The 16,045-nt window shown below is 69.6% G+C and carries 15 protein-coding genes; 8 read left to right on the forward strand and 7 right to left on the reverse strand.

What is annotated here, in order from left to right; translation table 11 throughout:
• The first annotated feature begins 3 nt into the window (after positions 1 to 3).
• The 8 genes from rnpA to AVW11_RS09420 all read left to right on the forward strand — a co-directional run bounded on the left by rnpA (position 4) and on the right by AVW11_RS09420 (position 6,303).
• Positions 4 to 378: a ribonuclease P protein component gene (gene rnpA / locus AVW11_RS09385; RefSeq protein ID WP_076043739.1), complete on the forward strand. Its 375-nt coding sequence runs from the start codon at positions 4 to 6 to the stop codon at positions 376 to 378.
• Entirely contained in the window at positions 375 to 656 is a 282-nt protein-coding gene (gene yidD, locus AVW11_RS09390) for a membrane protein insertion efficiency factor YidD (RefSeq protein WP_076043740.1), read from the forward strand. The genes rnpA and yidD overlap by 4 nt, the downstream gene beginning before the upstream one ends.
• Before the next feature lie 3 nt (positions 657 to 659).
• Positions 660 to 1,763 carry a membrane protein insertase YidC gene (gene yidC / locus AVW11_RS09395; protein WP_060177153.1) on the forward strand — a complete coding sequence of 368 codons (1,104 nt, stop codon included), beginning with the start codon at positions 660 to 662 and terminating at the stop codon, positions 1,761 to 1,763.
• 15 nt (positions 1,764 to 1,778) lie between these two features.
• Positions 1,779 to 2,291, forward strand: a complete 513-nt coding sequence (locus AVW11_RS09400; protein ID WP_030647477.1) for a Jag family protein — start codon at positions 1,779 to 1,781, stop codon at positions 2,289 to 2,291.
• Between the two features lie 129 nt (positions 2,292 to 2,420).
• On the forward strand, positions 2,421 to 3,137 hold the full coding sequence (rsmG, locus tag AVW11_RS09405; protein WP_030839297.1) for a 16S rRNA (guanine(527)-N(7))-methyltransferase RsmG: 717 nt from the start codon (positions 2,421 to 2,423) through the stop codon (positions 3,135 to 3,137).
• Between the two features lie 265 nt (positions 3,138 to 3,402).
• Entirely contained in the window at positions 3,403 to 4,491 is a 1,089-nt protein-coding gene (locus AVW11_RS09410; RefSeq protein WP_076043741.1) for a ParA family protein, read from the forward strand.
• Complete coding sequence (locus AVW11_RS09415; protein ID WP_060177154.1) at positions 4,488 to 5,582, forward strand: ParB/RepB/Spo0J family partition protein; 1,095 nt, start codon at positions 4,488 to 4,490, stop codon at positions 5,580 to 5,582. Before AVW11_RS09410 ends, AVW11_RS09415 begins: the two co-directional genes overlap by 4 nt.
• Positions 5,583 to 5,685: 103 nt before the next feature.
• Entirely contained in the window at positions 5,686 to 6,303 is a 618-nt protein-coding gene (locus AVW11_RS09420) for a GNAT family N-acetyltransferase (protein ID WP_030839305.1), read from the forward strand.
• Positions 6,304 to 6,372: 69 nt separating this feature from the next.
• On the opposite strand, the gene trxA is transcribed toward AVW11_RS09420, so the two are convergent.
• The 7 genes from trxA to AVW11_RS09455 form a co-directional block, all read right to left on the reverse strand.
• Positions 6,373 to 6,714, reverse strand: a complete 342-nt coding sequence (gene trxA, locus AVW11_RS09425) for a thioredoxin (RefSeq protein ID WP_030839308.1) — start codon at positions 6,712 to 6,714, stop codon at positions 6,373 to 6,375.
• 61 nt (positions 6,715 to 6,775) lie between these two features.
• Positions 6,776 to 7,735, reverse strand: a complete 960-nt coding sequence (trxB, locus tag AVW11_RS09430) for a thioredoxin-disulfide reductase (protein WP_030839311.1) — start codon at positions 7,733 to 7,735, stop codon at positions 6,776 to 6,778.
• A 123-nt stretch (positions 7,736 to 7,858) separates the two neighbouring features.
• Positions 7,859 to 8,779 carry an anti-sigma factor gene (locus AVW11_RS09435; RefSeq protein ID WP_076043742.1) on the reverse strand — a complete coding sequence of 307 codons (921 nt, stop codon included), beginning with the start codon at positions 8,777 to 8,779 and terminating at the stop codon, positions 7,859 to 7,861.
• Positions 8,776 to 9,474, reverse strand: a complete 699-nt coding sequence (gene sigM / locus AVW11_RS09440; RefSeq protein ID WP_060177156.1) for an RNA polymerase sigma factor SigM — start codon at positions 9,472 to 9,474, stop codon at positions 8,776 to 8,778. The genes AVW11_RS09435 and sigM overlap by 4 nt, the downstream gene beginning before the upstream one ends.
• A gap of 97 nt (positions 9,475 to 9,571) precedes the next feature.
• A complete protein-coding gene (locus tag AVW11_RS09445) occupies positions 9,572 to 11,305 on the reverse strand; it encodes a protein kinase family protein (protein ID WP_060177157.1) in 1,734 nt (577 codons plus the stop codon).
• 117 nt (positions 11,306 to 11,422) lie between these two features.
• The gene (murJ, locus tag AVW11_RS09450) at positions 11,423 to 13,597 is read right to left on the reverse strand and encodes a murein biosynthesis integral membrane protein MurJ (protein WP_030839320.1); all 2,175 of its coding nucleotides are present in this window, start codon (positions 13,595 to 13,597) and stop codon (positions 11,423 to 11,425) included.
• Positions 13,598 to 13,643: 46 nt separating this feature from the next.
• A complete protein-coding gene (locus AVW11_RS09455; protein WP_076043743.1) occupies positions 13,644 to 15,908 on the reverse strand; it encodes a DUF6049 family protein in 2,265 nt (754 codons plus the stop codon).
• Between the last annotated feature and the right edge of the window lie 137 nt (positions 15,909 to 16,045).

The raw sequence follows: 16,045 nt of genomic DNA on the forward strand, positions 1-16,045 counted from the left end.
ATCGTGCTGTCTCCCGAGAATCGGCTGAGGCGGCGCGAGGACTTCGCGAGCGCGGTACGCCGAGGACGCCGGGCCGGCCGCCCACTCCTCGTCGTCCACCTACGTACAAGCGGTGCAACGGACCCGCACGAGTCGGGGGAGATCGATCCCTCGTCGCGTGCGGGTTTCGTCGTCAGCAAGGCCGTCGGCAACGCCGTCATACGGAACCGGGTGAAGCGCCGTCTTCGCCATCTGGTCCGCGAGCGGCTGTCGCAGCTGCCCGCCGGTAGCCTGGTGGTGGTACGAGCGTTGCCCGGAGCGGGCGATGCCGGCCCCGAGGAACTGGCCCGGGACCTGGATGCCGCTCTGGCGCGGCTCCTGGGAGGCCTGGCTCGATGAAGTACCCGCTGCTCGCTTTGATCAAGCTGTACCAGTGGACGATCAGTCCGCTGCTCGGGCCGGTGTGCCGCTACTACCCGTCGTGTTCGCACTACGGGTACACGGCCATCGACCGGCATGGTGCGGTGAAGGGGACAGCGCTGACCGCCTGGCGGATCCTGCGGTGCAATCCGTGGTCCCCGGGCGGCGTGGACCATGTCCCACCCCGTAAACGCCCGCGTTGGCACGAGCAGCTGCGCAGTGCGTTGCGTAGATCTCGCAATGCTCAAGGAGCCTGATTAGTGGACACGATCGCCGGTCTGTTCAGCTTTATCACCACACCCGTTTCCTGGATCATCGTCCAGTTCCACTCGCTGTACGGGGCGGTCTTCGGGCCGGACAGTGGATGGGCCTGGGGCCTGTCCATCGTGTCCCTGGTGATCTTGATCCGTATCTGCCTGATCCCGCTCTTCGTGAAGCAGATCAAGGCGACGCGCGGCATGCAGGCGCTCCAGCCGAAGATGAAGGCGATCCAGGAGCGCTACAAGAACGACAAGCAGCGTCAGTCCGAAGAGATGATGAAGCTGTACAAGGAGACGGGTACCAACCCGCTCTCCTCGTGCCTTCCCATCCTGGCGCAGTCGCCGTTCTTCTTCGCGCTGTACCACGTGCTGGCGAACATCGCCGACGGCAAGACCATCGGCGTCCTGAACCAGCAGCTCGTCGACAGCGCCCGTGAGGCCAAGATCTTCGGCGCGCCGATCGCCGCCAAGTTCATGGACAGCTCCGAGAAGGTCGCCGCCCTCGGCGCCTCGCTGACGGACGTCCGGATCGTGACCGCGGTCATGATCGTCCTGATGTCGCTGTCGCAGTTCTACACCCAGCGCCAGCTGATGCAGAAGAACGTCGACCTGTCGGTCAAGACGCCGTTCATGCAGCAGCAGAAGATGCTGATGTACATCTTCCCGGTGATCTTCGCGGTCATGGGTGTCAACTTCCCCGTCGGTGTCCTTGTCTACTGGCTGACCACCAACGTCTGGACCATGGGTCAGCAGATGTACGTGATCAACCAGAACCCGACTCCGGGCAGCAAGGCGCAGGACCAGTACCTGACGCGGCTGCTCAAGCACGCCACCTCGCACGGTGAGGTCAAGGGCCGGGGCAAGAAGAAGACCGTCGCTGCCATCGTGGCCAAGGGGCCGGACCGCAACGACATCGAGCGGAAGTTCATCACGGCCCTGTCGAAGCAGGGCCTGGCCGCTCAGGCGGACGGCTCCGTGATCAAGAGTTCCGAGGCCACGGCGGATTCGGACGCCGCGAGCAGCGGTGCCGCGAAGCGGCAGCAGCCGAAGCGGCAGACGAAGTCGCAGCGCCAGACGCCCAGCAAGCCCTCTCCCAAGAAGTAAGAAGGAGTCCCTCCCGTGACGGAAGGCACCACCACCGCCGCCGCTGAGAGTGGCGACACCCTGACCCGCCTTGAGCAGGAGGGTGAGATCGCGGCCGACTACCTCGAGGGTCTGCTGGACATCGCAGACCTGGACGGCGACATCGACATGGACGTCGAGGCCGACCGTGCCGCGGTGTCGATCGTCAGTGACTCCGCCAGCCGCGACCTGCAGAAGCTCGTGGGCCGCGACGGTGAGGTCCTGGAGGCCCTCCAGGAGCTGACCCGCCTGGCCGTCCACCGCGAGACCGGGGACCGCAGCCGGCTGATGCTCGACATCGCCGGGTTCCGTGCGAAGAAGCGCGAGGAGCTGGCGGCCCTGGGCGCGAAGGCGGCGGAGGACGTGAAGGCGTCCGGCGAGCCCCTGAAGCTGGCTCCGATGACCCCGTTCGAGCGGAAGGTCGTCCACGACGCCGTGGCGGCCGCCGGTCTGCGGAGCGAGTCCGAGGGCGAGGAGCCGCAGCGCTTCGTCGTTGTGCTCCCGGCCTGATCGCCAGCACGAGTGTTCGGCCCCGTCTGTGTCGCAGGCGGGGCCGATGTTTGTCAGCCTGGCATGTGAACGACGCGGCATCTTGAATATGTGGTCTTCGGGACCACGAGGTACGGAAGGACGGTCCCCGTGACGGAGGCAGCTGAGCTTCCCGAGGCGCCCGAAGAGGCGCGCGCGGTGTTCGGTGAGTTTTTCCCGGAAGCTGTGCGGTATGCGGAGCTGCTCGCGGACGCGGGAGTCAAGCGCGGCCTGATCGGGCCGCGCGAGGTGCCGCGCCTGTGGGAGCGGCACCTGCTGAACTGTGCGGTCCTGTCGGAGGTGGTGCCCCAGGGCGTCACCGTGTGCGACGTGGGCTCCGGCGCGGGTCTGCCCGGCATCCCACTGGCCCTGGTGCGGCGGGATCTCAAGATCACACTGCTCGAGCCGCTGCTGCGGCGGACGACCTTCCTCCAGGAGGCCGTGGAGCTGCTGGGCCTCGACCACGTCACCGTGGTGCGCGGGCGGGCCGAGGAGGTCCTCGGCAAGCTCCAGCCGGTGCACGTCGTGACGGCGCGTGCCGTCGCTCCGCTGGACCGGCTGGCCGGCTGGGGCGTTCCCCTGCTGCGTCCGTACGGGGAGATGCTGGCGCTCAAGGGCGACACCGCCGAGGAGGAGCTGGTGTCGGCCAAGACGGCGCTGACGAAGCTCGGTGTGGTGAAGACCTCGGTGCTGCAGGTGGGCGAGGGTCTGGTAGATCCGCTGTCGACGGTGGTCCGGGTCGAGGTCGGAGAAAGCCCCGGTGGAGTGAGGTTCGCTGCCAAGCGGGCTAAGGCCGCCAGGGTCGGACGGGCTCGTCGGCGTCGTTGATTCGCTGGTTGTGTGGGGCCCACGCGGAGATTTCGTCTGCGTTGGGCCCTATAGGTATGCATTTCGGAGTGTCGTAGAGGTCTGAAGACTCCGTCCGGGCATCGTGTTGCACGTGAAACGTCGCTCTCTGCTGCACGGAATCATCAGCCGCGGCCGTGCGGCTGCGTCCCCCCTCCAGTCCAAGGGCGCAAGGGGGACGGAGTTGTCCACATCGGTGGATTCATCCACAGGAGTACGGGCCCCGCTGGTTCGCGACCCCGGTGACATGGCAGGCTCTGTTCATCGCGAGCCTGATGCCGAGGAGAGTGACACCGTGCGGTCCGACGCCAACCTCGCGGGGCCGATGGCCGACCCGGTCCCCGGTCCCCGCTCTGAACCGGTGGGTGAGGATGTTTCACGTGAAACATCGCCCCCACCCCTTGTAGACAACGAGACCCCCATCGGTCGATCCGCCCAGCTGGCGGTCGAGGCGATGGGGCGCTCCGGTGCGGCCATGCCGCGCCCGGACCAGACCCGTGTCATCGTGGTCGCCAACCAGAAGGGCGGCGTGGGCAAGACCACGACGACCGTGAATCTGGCGGCCTCGCTTGCTCTGAACGGGGCACGGGTCCTCGTGGTCGACCTCGACCCTCAGGGGAACGCGTCCACCGCTCTGGGCATCGACCACCACGCGGATGTGCCGTCCATCTACCACGTGCTCGTGGACAGCCGTCCGCTGCTGGAGGTCGTCCAGCCGGTGGTCGACGTGGAGGGGCTCTTCTGCGCTCCTGCAACGATCGATCTGGCGGGTGCGGAGATCGAGCTGGTGTCGCTGGTGGCGAGGGAGAGCCGGCTGCAGCGGGCGATCCAGGCCTACGACCAGCCTCTCGACTACATCCTGATCGACTGCCCCCCCTCGCTCGGCCTGCTGACGGTGAACGCCCTGGTGGCCGGCGCCGAGGTGCTGATCCCGATCCAGTGCGAGTACTACGCACTGGAGGGCCTGGGCCAGCTGCTGCGCAATGTCGATCTGGTGCGGGCCCACCTCAACCCGGCGCTCCACGTGTCGACCATCCTGCTGACGATGTACGACGGCAGGACCCGGCTGGCATCACAGGTGGCGGATGAGGTGCGCAGCCACTTCGGCAAGGAGGTGCTCCGGACGAGCATCCCCCGGTCGGTGCGCATCTCCGAGGCACCCAGCTACGGGCAGACGGTCCTCACCTATGACCCGGGTTCCAGCGGTTCCCTCTCCTATCTGGAGGCGGCGCGAGAAATCGCGTATCGGGGGGTCGGAATGCAGTACGAGTCCCAGCACGCCCACTTGGGCGCGAGCATGAACAGCACGCAGAGCATGGCGGAGGGGATCCAGTGAGTGAGCGACGTAGAGGTCTGGGACGCGGGCTCGCCGCACTGATCCCGCAGGCTCCGCAGGAGAGGACGCTGCCGACGAGCACGGCCGGTTCCACCTCTCCCGCAGCGGTGCCGGAGCTGACGTCCGAGCGCGGAGTCGCGGCGGCGAAGCTCGCGGCGCTGACGCAGGCCGATGTTTCACGTGAAACATCGCTCGCGGTCCTCCCGGTGGCCGAGCCGGAGCCGGAGCCGGAGGCCGACACCAACACGGTGGCGGGAGCGACGTTCGCAGAGCTTCCGATGGACACCATCACCCCGAACCCGCGACAGCCACGCGAGGTGTTCGACGAGGACGCGCTCGCCGAGCTGGTGACCTCCATCCAGGAAGTGGGTCTGCTCCAGCCGGTGGTCGTGCGCCAGTCAGCACCCGGCCGCTATGAGCTGATCATGGGTGAGCGGCGCTGGCGCGCCTGCCGGGAAGCCGGGCTGGAGGCCATTCCGGCAATCATCCGCGCCACCGACGATGAGAAGCTGCTGCTGGACGCCCTGCTGGAGAACCTGCACCGGGCCCAGCTCAACCCGTTGGAAGAGGCAGCCGCCTACGACCAGCTGCTCCAGGACTTCAACTGCACGCACGACCAGCTGGCCGACCGGATCGGCCGCTCGCGTCCCCAGGTGTCGAACACCCTGCGGCTGCTGAAGCTGTCGCCGCCGGTACAGCGCCGGGTGGCCGCCGGGGTGCTCTCCGCGGGGCACGCGCGGGCGCTGCTCTCGGTGGAGGACTCCGCGGAGCAGGACCGGCTGGCGCACCGGATCGTGGCCGAGGGGCTGTCGGTGCGTGCGGTCGAGGAGATCGTGACGCTGATGGCCTCGGAGCCTTCGAGCGCCGTGAAGCCGAAGGGTCCGCGCGCGGGAGCCCGCGTGTCGCCGGCGCTCAGCGAGCTGGCGACGCGGTTGTCGGACCGGTTCGAGACCCGGGTGAAGGTGGACCTGGGCCAGAAGAAGGGCAAGATCACCGTCGAGTTCGCTTCGATGGAGGATCTGGAGCGGATTCTGGGCACGTTGGCACCGGGCGAGGGCCGGGTGCTGGATCAGGGGCTCGCGGGGGAGTGATCCCCGAGTAGGCCGAGGGGCGGATCGTGCCGGTGTGAACCGGCTTGATCCGCCCCATCGCTTTGCTGTCGAAGAACGATGGACCAGTGGATACGATGCGGTCATGGGTCGTCGGCTGGTACCGCTCACGCTGGACAACCTCCAGGATCTGCCCCGACGTTGCCGGTCCTGTGTCTTCTGGGAACTGGACCCGGTCAGCGGTGAGGCCGCCGTGAAGGCGGGCACTTCGGCGACGGAGAAAGAGGCGTGGATCTCCGCTGTCCTGTTGGAGTGGGGATCCTGCGGCCGTGTGGTCTACGTGGACGAGGTGCCGGTGGGTTTCGTGCTGTACGCACCACCGGCGTACGTGCCCCGGTCCACCGCCTTCCCGACGAGTCCCGTCTCGCCGGATGCCGTTCAGCTGATCACTGCGTGGATCATGCCCGGATACCAGGGGCAGGGGCTGGGCCGGGTGATGGTCCAGACGGTGGCCAAGGATCTGCTGCGCAGGGGGTTCCGGGCGATCGAGGCGTTCGGAGACGCACGGTGGGAGGGCCCGGCCTGCCTGTTGCCGGCGGACCATCTGCTGGCCGTGGGCTTCAAGACCGTGCGGCCTCATCCGGCCCATCCCCGGCTGCGGCTGGAGCTGCGGTCGACGCTGTCGTGGAAGGAAGACGTCGAGCTGGCTCTGGACCGGCTGCTGGGCGGCGCGCGCAAGGAACCGGCACTACGCCCGCTCTGATGGGGTACGTGAAACGGGCCCGCCCCCTCCGAGGGGACGGGCCCGTTTCACGTGAAACATAGGCGGTCGTCAGGCGGTCTTGACCTCGACGAAGTCTGCGAGGTCGCGCAGGATGGCAGCCTTCGGCTTGGCGCCGACGATGGTCTTGGCGACCTCCCCGCCCTGGTAGACGTTGAGCGTCGGGATGGACATGACGCCGTACTTGGCGGCGGTGGCCGGGTTCTCGTCGATGTTGAGCTTGACGATCTCGATCTGGTCGCCGTACTCGGCGGCGATGGCCTCGAGGGACGGCGCGATCTGGCGGCACGGTCCGCACCAGGCGGCCCAGAAGTCGACCAGTACGGGCTTGTCGCTCCTGAGGACCTCGGCGTCGAAGTCGGCGTCGGTCACGTTCTTGAGGGTGCCGGCCACAGCGGCCTCCTTGTTCTTCCTGCGGGGTGGGGTGTGGGGCTGGTGCGGGGGGTGGGACAGGTCAGACCGCGGCGTGCGCCTTCTCGGCGTCCGCGAGGGCGGCGAGGAAGCGTTCGGCGTCGAGGGCGGCGGAGCAACCGGTGCCCGCGGCCGTGATGGCCTGACGGTACGTGTGGTCCACGACGTCGCCGGCGCCGAACACGCCGGTGACGCTGGTGCGGGTGGAGGGAGCGTCGACCTTGAGGTATCCCTCGTCGTCGAGGTCCAGCTGGTCCTTGAAGAGCTCGGTGCGCGGGTCGTGGCCGACGGCGATGAACAGGCCGGTCACGGGCAGCTCGGAGGTCTCACCGGTCTTGGTGTTGCGCAGGGTGAGACCGGAGAGCTTCTGCTCGCCGTGGATCTCGGCGACCTCGCTGTCCCAGGCGAACGTGATCTTCGGGTCGGCGAACGCACGGTCCTGCATGGCCTTGGAGGCGCGCAGGCTGTCGCGGCGGTGGACGATCGTCACGGACTTGGCGAACCGGGAGAGGAAGGTGGCCTCCTCGATCGCGGTGTCGCCGCCGCCGACGACGGCGATGTCGTGGTCCTTGAAGAAGAACCCGTCACAGGTGGCGCACCAGGAGACGCCGCGGCCGGAGAGGGCGTCCTCGTTGGGCAGGCCGAGCTTGCGGTGCTGCGAGCCGGTGGTGACGATGACGGCCTTCGCGCGGTGCACGGTGCCGGCGGTGTCGGTCACGGTCTTGATCTCACCGGTGAGGTCCACGGCCACGACGTCGTCCGGGACCAGCTCAGCGCCGAAGCGCTCGGCCTGGCCGCGCATGTTGTCCATCAGGTCCGGACCCATGATGCCGTCCTGGAAACCGGGGAAGTTCTCCACCTCGGTGGTGTTCATCAGCGCGCCACCGGCGGTCACGGCGCCTTCGAAGACCAGCGGCTTGAGCGAAGCGCGTGCGGTGTACAGGGCGGCGGTGTAACCGGCCGGCCCGGAGCCGATGATGATCACGTTTCGAACGTCGCTCACGGGTTTCTTCCTCGTCTCTGCGGACTGCGTGCTGCCTACCGGGGGCCGGTGCGGACTCTCACCCCACCCAACGGATCCTACGGCGCCTGCATTCCCCACCCGTCGCAGTGCGGACCTGAAGTGTCAGCTTCGCGGATAGGTGTTCTTCAGGAGGACCTTGCCCGGGGTGGCCGAACCGGGGTTCTCGCACGTGGTGTCGACGAGGTAGGCGTCCACGCGTGAGGCGTCGTCCGGGTGCGGCAGGACGAGCAGGTGGACGTCGGAGCCCTGGTAGCTGCCGCGTTCGGCGGCGATCGGCGCATCGGAGCGGCCGGTGGCGTCCTGGACGCAGGCGGGGACGGCAGGCGCCGCCCGCCTGTCATCGGGCGCGACCCCGGGAGCGCCGGTGGTCTCGTCCAGCCCGTAGGTGTTGTTCTGCTCTCCGGGGTCGGTCTTGGCAGCCGTTCCGGAAGCGATGAGGCGCTGGACGCTGCCCCGCAGGCCTTGCGCGGTGTACGTGCCGCCGGCCGCGCTGACGGGCGGGTGGGCGGCGGAGTCCGAGGCAGCGGTGTTGGGGTGGGGCGTGCCGGAGAAGTCGACGAAGAGGAAGAGGCCGAGGGCGCACGCGGCGGCGCCGGCCAGGCCGCCGAGAACGGCGATCCGGCGACGGGCGCGGCGTCGCCCGGGACCGGTTGGGCCGGCCGGGTGACCTGCGGGCGCCGTTTCACGTGAAACGGCACGCTTCGTCGTGTGCGGGCCGGGGGCCGGCGTGTCCTGGTCCCGCGGCTGGGTCGCGTCGAGCAGGGCCTCGGCCGCGAGGGCCGCGTCGATCCGTCCGGCGATGTCGCCGGGCATGCGGGCAGGCCCGGGCAGGGTGCCGAGGAGGCCGCGGATCTCCTCCAGGGAGGAGCGGACGTCGGCGCACAGGGTGCAGCCGTCGAGATGGCGGCGGATTTCCGCGGTTCGGGACGGGGAGAGGAGTCCTTCGGTCAGGTCGGAGATCTCCGAGACGTCCGGGTGCCGGATCGTGCCGGTCGTGCCGGGCGTGCCAGTCGCAGGGCTCACGGTCGTCCACCTCCGCCCTTCACAGCGTCTGGGTCTGGTTGCCGGGGTTGTGCTGCCGCTGGTGTGACGGGCGTGCCCGGCGTCCGGTTCCTTCCCCGCTCGGCGGTGGTGTTATCCCCGGCATTCGTGCGCAGATGAGTGAGGAGGGGCAGCAGTTTCGCCCGGCCGCGCGCGCACCGGCTCTTCACCGTGCCGGTGGGCACGTCGAGGATGCCGGCGGCTTCGGCGACGGGGTATCCCTGCATGTCGACGAGGACCAGGGCGGCCCGCTGCTCGTCCGGGAGGGTCCTGAGGGCGGCCAGGAGCTGTCGGTGGAGGTCCTCGCGCTCCGCGGGCGCCTCGGCGGACTCGTGGGGCTCCAGGAGGCTCTCCAGGCGCTCCGTGTCGTCCAGGGGAGCGGTCCTGCGCGAGGCGGCCTTGCGGGCACGGTCGAGGCAGGCGTTGACGGTGATCCGGTGCAGCCACGTGGTGACGGCGGACTCGCCCCGGAAGGTGTGCGCGGCCCGGTACGCGGAGACCAGAGCGTCCTGCACGGCGTCCGCGGCCTCCTCCCGGTCCCCGAGCGTCCGCAGGGCCACGGCCCACAACCGGTCGCGATGCCGCCGTACGAGCTCCCCGAAGGCATCGGGATCACCACCCAGGTGCAGCGCCAGGAGCTCCTGGTCGCCGGTGCCCTCGGCCTTCGCTTCGTGCATCACACCTCGCCTCCCCGGGGGAGATTACGGCTTGGGATCGGGAAACACGAGGGTCCGCCGTGCCGGTGGCGCAGCGGACCCTGCGGGAGCGGAATGGCTAGGAGGGCTTGCCGAGGACCTTGATCTCGTTGATGCCGCCGCGGTAGCCGCCTTCGCCGTCGGACGGCAGGTCGGTGATGTGGATCAGGACGAACCGGGTGCGAATCGGCTTCTCGAGGGTGGCTTCCAGCTTCTTCGGCGCGATCTCCAGCTTGGTGAGGTGCTGGGAGAAGGCGGAGAGGGAGTTCGGGTTGGAGGCCTCCTCGGGTGCGGCGAGGACCTGGACCTTCTGTCCCTCGACATAGAGCTCCACCTCGAGCCCCGTCACGTCCTTGACCTTGCCCAGGTCCACGACGATGCCGCTGCCGTCCTTGCGACCGGGCAGGTTGCCGAGGTTCGAGTACCCGAGGTACTGCGGGGTGACCCAGCCCGGTTCTGTGCTGCCGTCGATGGCCTTCGCGGCGAGTTCGGGCTTCACCTGGTCATCGCCGCCTATGGCGAGGACCCTGGCGTGTGACAGCTCCAGCTGCTCACCGGGCTCGGCCTTCGGGTTGTCGTCGGTGCCGGGCTTGGTGTTGTTGCTCGTACCGCTGTTGCCCTTCTGGGTGCCGCGCTCCAGGAGCGTGTCGGCCAGCTGCCAGCTGCCCAGGCCGAGGGCGGCGATGAGCAGGGCTGCGACACCCCACTTGAGCGCGCGGCCCGTGCGGCTCTGCAACGGCGCCGGCGGGGGCGCGACGGGCAGGCTCTGGACCGTGGACACGCCGGAGGGCGTGGTGCGGCCGTAGCTGCCCTGCTGGTAGGTGGTGTGCTGGTACTCCGGCGGGGCCGTGAAGGCGGGCTCCGGCGGACGGATGCGGGGCATCGCGGAAACGGCCTTGGACAGCTCTTCCGGGGTGGTGCAGGCCGGTTCCTGACGGGAGGCGGTGGCCCCGTCGTTGGCGAGCGCGCGCATGGCGAGCTCGCCCAGACCGCGGTGGACGCCGGCGCGGACCTGGTCGGGGGCGATGAGACCGACGCCCTTGGGCAGGCCGGTGAGGCCGTACGCGTCGCTCTCGTACGGCCAGCGCTGGGTGAGGGCCGCGTACAGCAGGGCACCGATGGCCTCGGTGTCGGCGCGCTGCGGGGTCTCGCTGGTGATGCCGCGCAGTGCGGCGTTCACGGCGAGGCCGCGGATGCGCCACTGGCCCGTGGACGTGCGCAGTATCGCGCTCGGCGTCAGCCGAAGGTGGGCGAGGCCCTCACGGTGCGCGGCGGCCATCGCCTGGGAGACCTGGCTGACGAGCTGGTAGGCCTCGTGGGCCTCCAGCGGGCCGGCGGCGAGCAGGGCGGTGAGCTCGGTGGCATCGGGCAGCCACTCGTGGACGACATAGACGAGGTCGTTCTCCTCCACGGCGTCGAGCACCTGTACGAAGCGCGGGTCGCCGAGCAGGGCGGACGAGCGGGCGGCGGCCAGGACGGAGCGCGCCCGTGAGTGGTCGGCGGGCATCAGGTGCACGCCCACGGCCCGGCGCAACTTCTCGTCCATCGCGCGCCAACTGCTGAATCCGTCCACACGGGTGACGCACTCTTCCAGCCGGTAGCGTCTGGCGAGCTTGTGGCCGCTGTGGAGTTCGGGTGCGGCCGTGGAGGCCGTGTTCTTGCGTTCGCCGTCCTTGTCGGGCATGGGTCCGTCCGCGGCTCGTCCGTTCTGGGTGTCCACCCCGTCGGACGTGGCCTTTGCCGCCTGAGCGGCAGACGGCTCGTCGCCGTCGTTGTCGGCCACGTCGACGGCAGCCGTGCTACGTTCCGCCACCGTCGTTCCTGCCTCCCCATCCGTTGCGCGCTGTAGGCCAGTCTGCGAAGCCATGCCAATTGTGCCCACAGTCCGACGCTATGCACGACACACGAAAGGGGGCGACGGTTGTGCGCATCAGCGCCCCAAACGTCCGCGGACCATCCCGACCATCGCGTTGAGCTCTTCGATCCGCATCCGCTTGGCCGCGATGAGGAACACGGCCGCCAGGGCGATCCCGCCGACGACGAGGGCCGCGGCGGAACCCAGGACTCCGCTGCCCAGCCACTGGGTGACCGCGTAGGCGGCCGCGCCGGCCACGGCGGCGGCCGGGACGCAGGCACCGGTGAGGCGGGCGTAGGTGCGCATCACGTGGGCACCGTCGAGGTCGCCACCGAGCCTGGTGCGCAGGCGGCGCCAGGCGACACCCACGCCCACGGCGTAGCCGAGACCGTAGGAGGCGGCCATGCCGACGACCGCCCAGCGGGCGGGCAGGACGAAGAAGGAGACCGCCGAGCCGGCCGCGTTGACGGCGGCGACGATGACGGTGTTGTAGAAGGGCGTCCGGGTGTCCTCATAGGCGTAGAAGCCGCGCAGGACGACGTACTGGACGGAGTACGGGATCAGTCCGAGGCCGAAGGCCATCAGGACGTAGCCGATGTTCTGGGCGCCGGAGCCGGAACCGGCGTAGAGCAGGGTCGCCATCGGGACGCCGAGCGCGAGGAACGCGAAGGCGCAGGGGACGATCGCGACGGCAGAGGTGCGCAGTCCGTAGGAGATGTCGTCGCGGACAGCGGCGGCGTCCCCGTCGTGGGCGGAGCGGGAGATACGGGGCAGGACGGCCGTCATGACGGAGACGGTGATGATCGCCTGCGGCATCTGCCACAGCAGCAGCGCGTAGTTGTAGGCGGTGATGCCGGTACCGGGGTGGCCCTGCTTCTCGGCGACGGAACCGGCCCAGGTGGCGAGCTGGGTGACGATGACGAGGCCGACCTGGTTGGCGAGGACGAAGAAGAACGTCCACTTGGCCAGGCGGGCGGCCTTGCCGAGGCCGTGGCCCTTCCAGTCGAAGCGCAGGCGCGGCTTGAAGCCCGCGTCGCGCAGGTACGGGAGCATGGCGAGGGCCTGGACGGTCAGGCCGAGCAGGGTGCCGAGGCCGAGGAGGCGGACGCCCTCCGGCGTGACGGTGGTGGCGTTGACACCGGAGGTGGTGAAACCGCCGAAGGCCCAGATGAAGGCACCGAAGGTGGCGATGACCACGATGTTGTTGAGGACCGGGGTCCACATCATCGCGCCGAATCGGCCGCGCGCGTTGAGGATCTGACCCAGCACCACATGGACGCCCATGAAGAACATGGTGGGCAGGCAGTAGCGGGCGAAGGCGACGGCCACGTCCATCTGCTGCGGGTCGGAGGCGATCTTCGGCGACATCATCGTGATGAACACCGGTGCGGCCAGGACGCAGATGGTGGTGATGCCGGCCAGCAGCACCACGACGAGGGTCAGCAGCCGGTTGGCGTACGCCTCTCCCCCGTCGTCGTCGTTCTTCATCGCGCGGACCAGCTGCGGGATGAAGACGGCGTTGAGGGCGCCGCCGCCGACGAGCACGTAAATCATCGTGGGCAGCGTGTTGGCGATCTGGTACGTGTCGTTGAAGGTGCCGACGCCGATCGCCCCGGCGATGACCAGGGTTCTCAGGAAGCCGGTGATGCGGGAGACGATCGTGCCCGCGGCCATGAGCGCGCTCGACTTGAGCAGGCTCGCGGCACGTCCGGCGGGCTTGCTCGGGGCCGGGGCGGCGACGGGAACGTCCTCGGCGGGGGCCCGGGGAGCCGCCTCCTGGTCCCGGTAGAGGTGGGCGAAGGCATCCGGCTCGGGCTGCTCCTCCGAGGCCCGGGTGACGAGCGAGTCCACGCCCACGAACTCGGTCGTGGTGGCGCGGTCGCCGTACGGCAGGTGCCGGGAGGGGCCGTCCGGCTCGGGCGGCGGGGTCTGGGCCCAGACGCGCGGATCGGGGGAGTACATGGGCGCACTCGGTGCCGCGTAGAGCGGGCCGGGCTCCTGGAAGGTGCCGGGCGGCGGCGGAGGGTGCGCGGCGCGGTCGTAGAGGACCTCGTCGACGGGGTCCTGGGCCGACAGGTCCTGGGACCGGTACGGGTCGTAGTCGTAGGCATCCTGGACATACGGGTCGCGGTCCGGCGCGGGCGCAGGCACGGGAACCTGCCCGGGCACCGGCATGCCCGGGGCAGTGCCCTGGGAGGGCGCAGGCCCACCAGTGCCCTGCGCGCGGTCACCGTCGTACGGCGCGTTCATCGAAACCCCACCTCATCGTCCCCAGGCCGACCGGCCACGGCATCGCTCAACGGTCCACTGTCTCACTCGTGCCGGACCCCTCGGTGCTTTGCGGTTCGGTGTCCGGGGACTCGTCACTCGGCTGCGTGCTCTCCTCGGCGGCGGCGCGGGCGGCGACACGCTTGCGACTGGCGTACATCTTGATGCCTGCCAGGACCAGGAGGAGCACACCGCCGGCGATCACGAGCATCACGGTGGGAGTGATCTCGGTGGCCTCCACGGTGAAACGGCGTTCCTTGCCGTAGGGGATGCCGTCCTTGGTGAAGAGCTGCGCGGTGACCTCGACGGGCCCGCTCGCGGTGGCGTTGGCGGGGAACTTCACCGTCTGGGTGTGGTCGCCCTGGACGGTGACCTGCTGCTCGGCCTGGCCGCTCTCGCCGAACATCAGGCGGGACGGGTTGGCGGACTTCACCCGCAGGACCAGGTCGCGCACGTCCTGCACGAGGCTGTTCTGGACGCTGACCGGGATGGTGGCGCTGTGTCCGGACAGGGTGGCGTCGGACTTGGGGATGACCTTGACCTTCTCGGTGAGACCGATCAGGTACTCCTGAACCTGGTCCCGGTAGAGGCGGGCCTCGTCGGGGCGGCCTCGCCAGGAGGTCGACATCTCCCGGTTGACGGTGTTGCCGAAGGGGATCTCCACGCGGTCGGGCGCGGCGAGGATCACCTTGAAATGGTCGAGCGTGTTCTGCGTGGTGCGGATCTTCTCGAAGGCAGAAACCGGCAGCTCCTGCTTGCGCAGGTCGTCCGGGTACTGGCCGGCGCCCGGCACCTGGGTGGCGGCGCCCGGGTCGGGCTTGGCGGCGGCCGCCGCCTCGAGGTCCGCCGGCTGCGTCCAGCGGCCCCCCTGGAGGCCGCGTATGGCGGCGGCCATCGACCGCGCCTGGCTGACGGTCGGCATCCGCTGCGGAGCCACGACGAAGCTGCGCTGCTCGTCGGTCTTCTGCAGGTTCAGGGCGAGGCTGTGGGCGAGGAACCGCTGTACGGCGAGCGTGGAGGGCCCGGCGTTCAGCATGTCGCCCTCGAACGCGGTGGACAGCTCGGCGTCCGCCACGACGGCGGTGGTGCCTGCCCCGATGGGCCGGGCGGCCGACGGCGTGTAGCCCAGGGCGCCGGTCTCCACGAGGCTGTCGCTGCGGGTCAGGACGTTGTGGGCACCGGCCGAGGTGGCCACGTTGACGATCGAGGGGTCGATGGCGCCGTTCACGGGCCAGGAGAAGTCGGTGGACGCGGGGACGTGCAGAACGGTCTGCACGGCGTTCTTCGCCTTGTCCGTGGCCGGACGCAGCTGCCCCAGCGTGCCCGAGACGTCCTTGCCGTGGTGGGCGAGGGAGGCGAGGTCGGGGTCGGCGAAGGGCAGCGCGACGACCTTCTTGCCCTGGACGGCTGTTTCCAGGGAGCTCAGCCACTGCTCGGCGACGGCCTTGTTCTTGCCCTGGACGGACTTTCCGTTGGTTCCGCGGACCCGGTAGCCCTTGGTCATCGCGTCGACCGTGTAGAGAAGGTCGGGATCGATGACCCAGGTGACCGGCAGGTCCCTGCCGAGGGTGACCATCTGTTCCAGGCGGCCGCCCGGCTTGAGCTCCTCGGACAGTGAGTCGTCGAGGAAGACCGGTGTCTGGAGTTCGTCGGACCCGGTCTCGGCGGTGACGTGGGTGGCGGAGATCAGCGGCCAGACGTAGGTGAGCTGGGAGCGCTTGGCGGCGGCCTCCGGCTGCCAGGGCAGGAAGGTCCGCTTGATGCCCAGCACCTGCTCGGAGGGCCGGCTCTCGGTCACCCCGGACAGGGAGACACCGAGCTGGTAGACGCCGTCCTTGTCGAGTTCGAGCTTGTTGACCGGGACGGTGAGCGTGAAGTTCTGGGTGACCTTCGACGGCAGGGAGGCGATCTTCACCGCGTAGGCCGAGTCGATCTCGCCGGGGTCGGTGCCGGCCCGGAAGCCGTTGCGGTCCGCCGTCTCGTCGATGGACGACCGGTCCGTGAGCGCGGGGCCGACCCGCAGGCCGACGTGGGCGTCGGTGATCGTCTCGGACCCGGTGTTGACCACGGTGCCCTCGATGGTGAGGGTGTCGCCCTTCACGGGGGCGCTCGGCGCCATGGAGACCAGTTGCACGTCGACGGAGGAGGCCTGCACGGCCTCGGCCTGCGGGGCGGGGGCGTAGACGAGGGCGGCCAGCACGGGGGTCCCGGCGAGCAGGACGATCGCGCGCCGCAGCCACCGGCGCCGGACAGGGGCGGGCGACGCCCCTTGGATGTCTGCCGCCTCGGCCACGCGCTAGCCCGTCCCTAGAAGTGTCAGTGGTCGTCTTTTGTGCGTCCACGAATGGTAACGAGGTGCGCTGTGTGCGAGTGCCGCCCCTTGCTCCACATGATCGGCACAGCGCCGCGGCGGCCGCGTACCGGGGTCGC

Source organism: Streptomyces amritsarensis (assembly GCF_001953875.1).
Classification (GTDB): Bacteria; Actinomycetota; Actinomycetes; order Streptomycetales; family Streptomycetaceae; genus Streptomyces; species Streptomyces amritsarensis.

Excerpts from the sequence above, each read along its gene's own strand:
- yidD (WP_076043740.1), top strand. The coding sequence starts at position 375 with ATGAAGTACCCGCTGCTCGCTTTGATCAAGCTGTACCAGTGGACGATC.
- AVW11_RS09410 (WP_076043741.1), top strand. The coding sequence starts at position 3,403 with ATGGCAGGCTCTGTTCATCGCGAGCCTGATGCCGAGGAGAGTGACACC.
- AVW11_RS09420 (WP_030839305.1), top strand. The coding sequence starts at position 5,686 with ATGGGTCGTCGGCTGGTACCGCTCACGCTGGACAACCTCCAGGATCTG.
- sigM (WP_060177156.1), bottom strand. The coding sequence starts at position 9,474 with ATGCACGAAGCGAAGGCCGAGGGCACCGGCGACCAGGAGCTCCTGGCG.
- murJ (WP_030839320.1), bottom strand. The coding sequence starts at position 13,597 with ATGAACGCGCCGTACGACGGTGACCGCGCGCAGGGCACTGGTGGGCCT.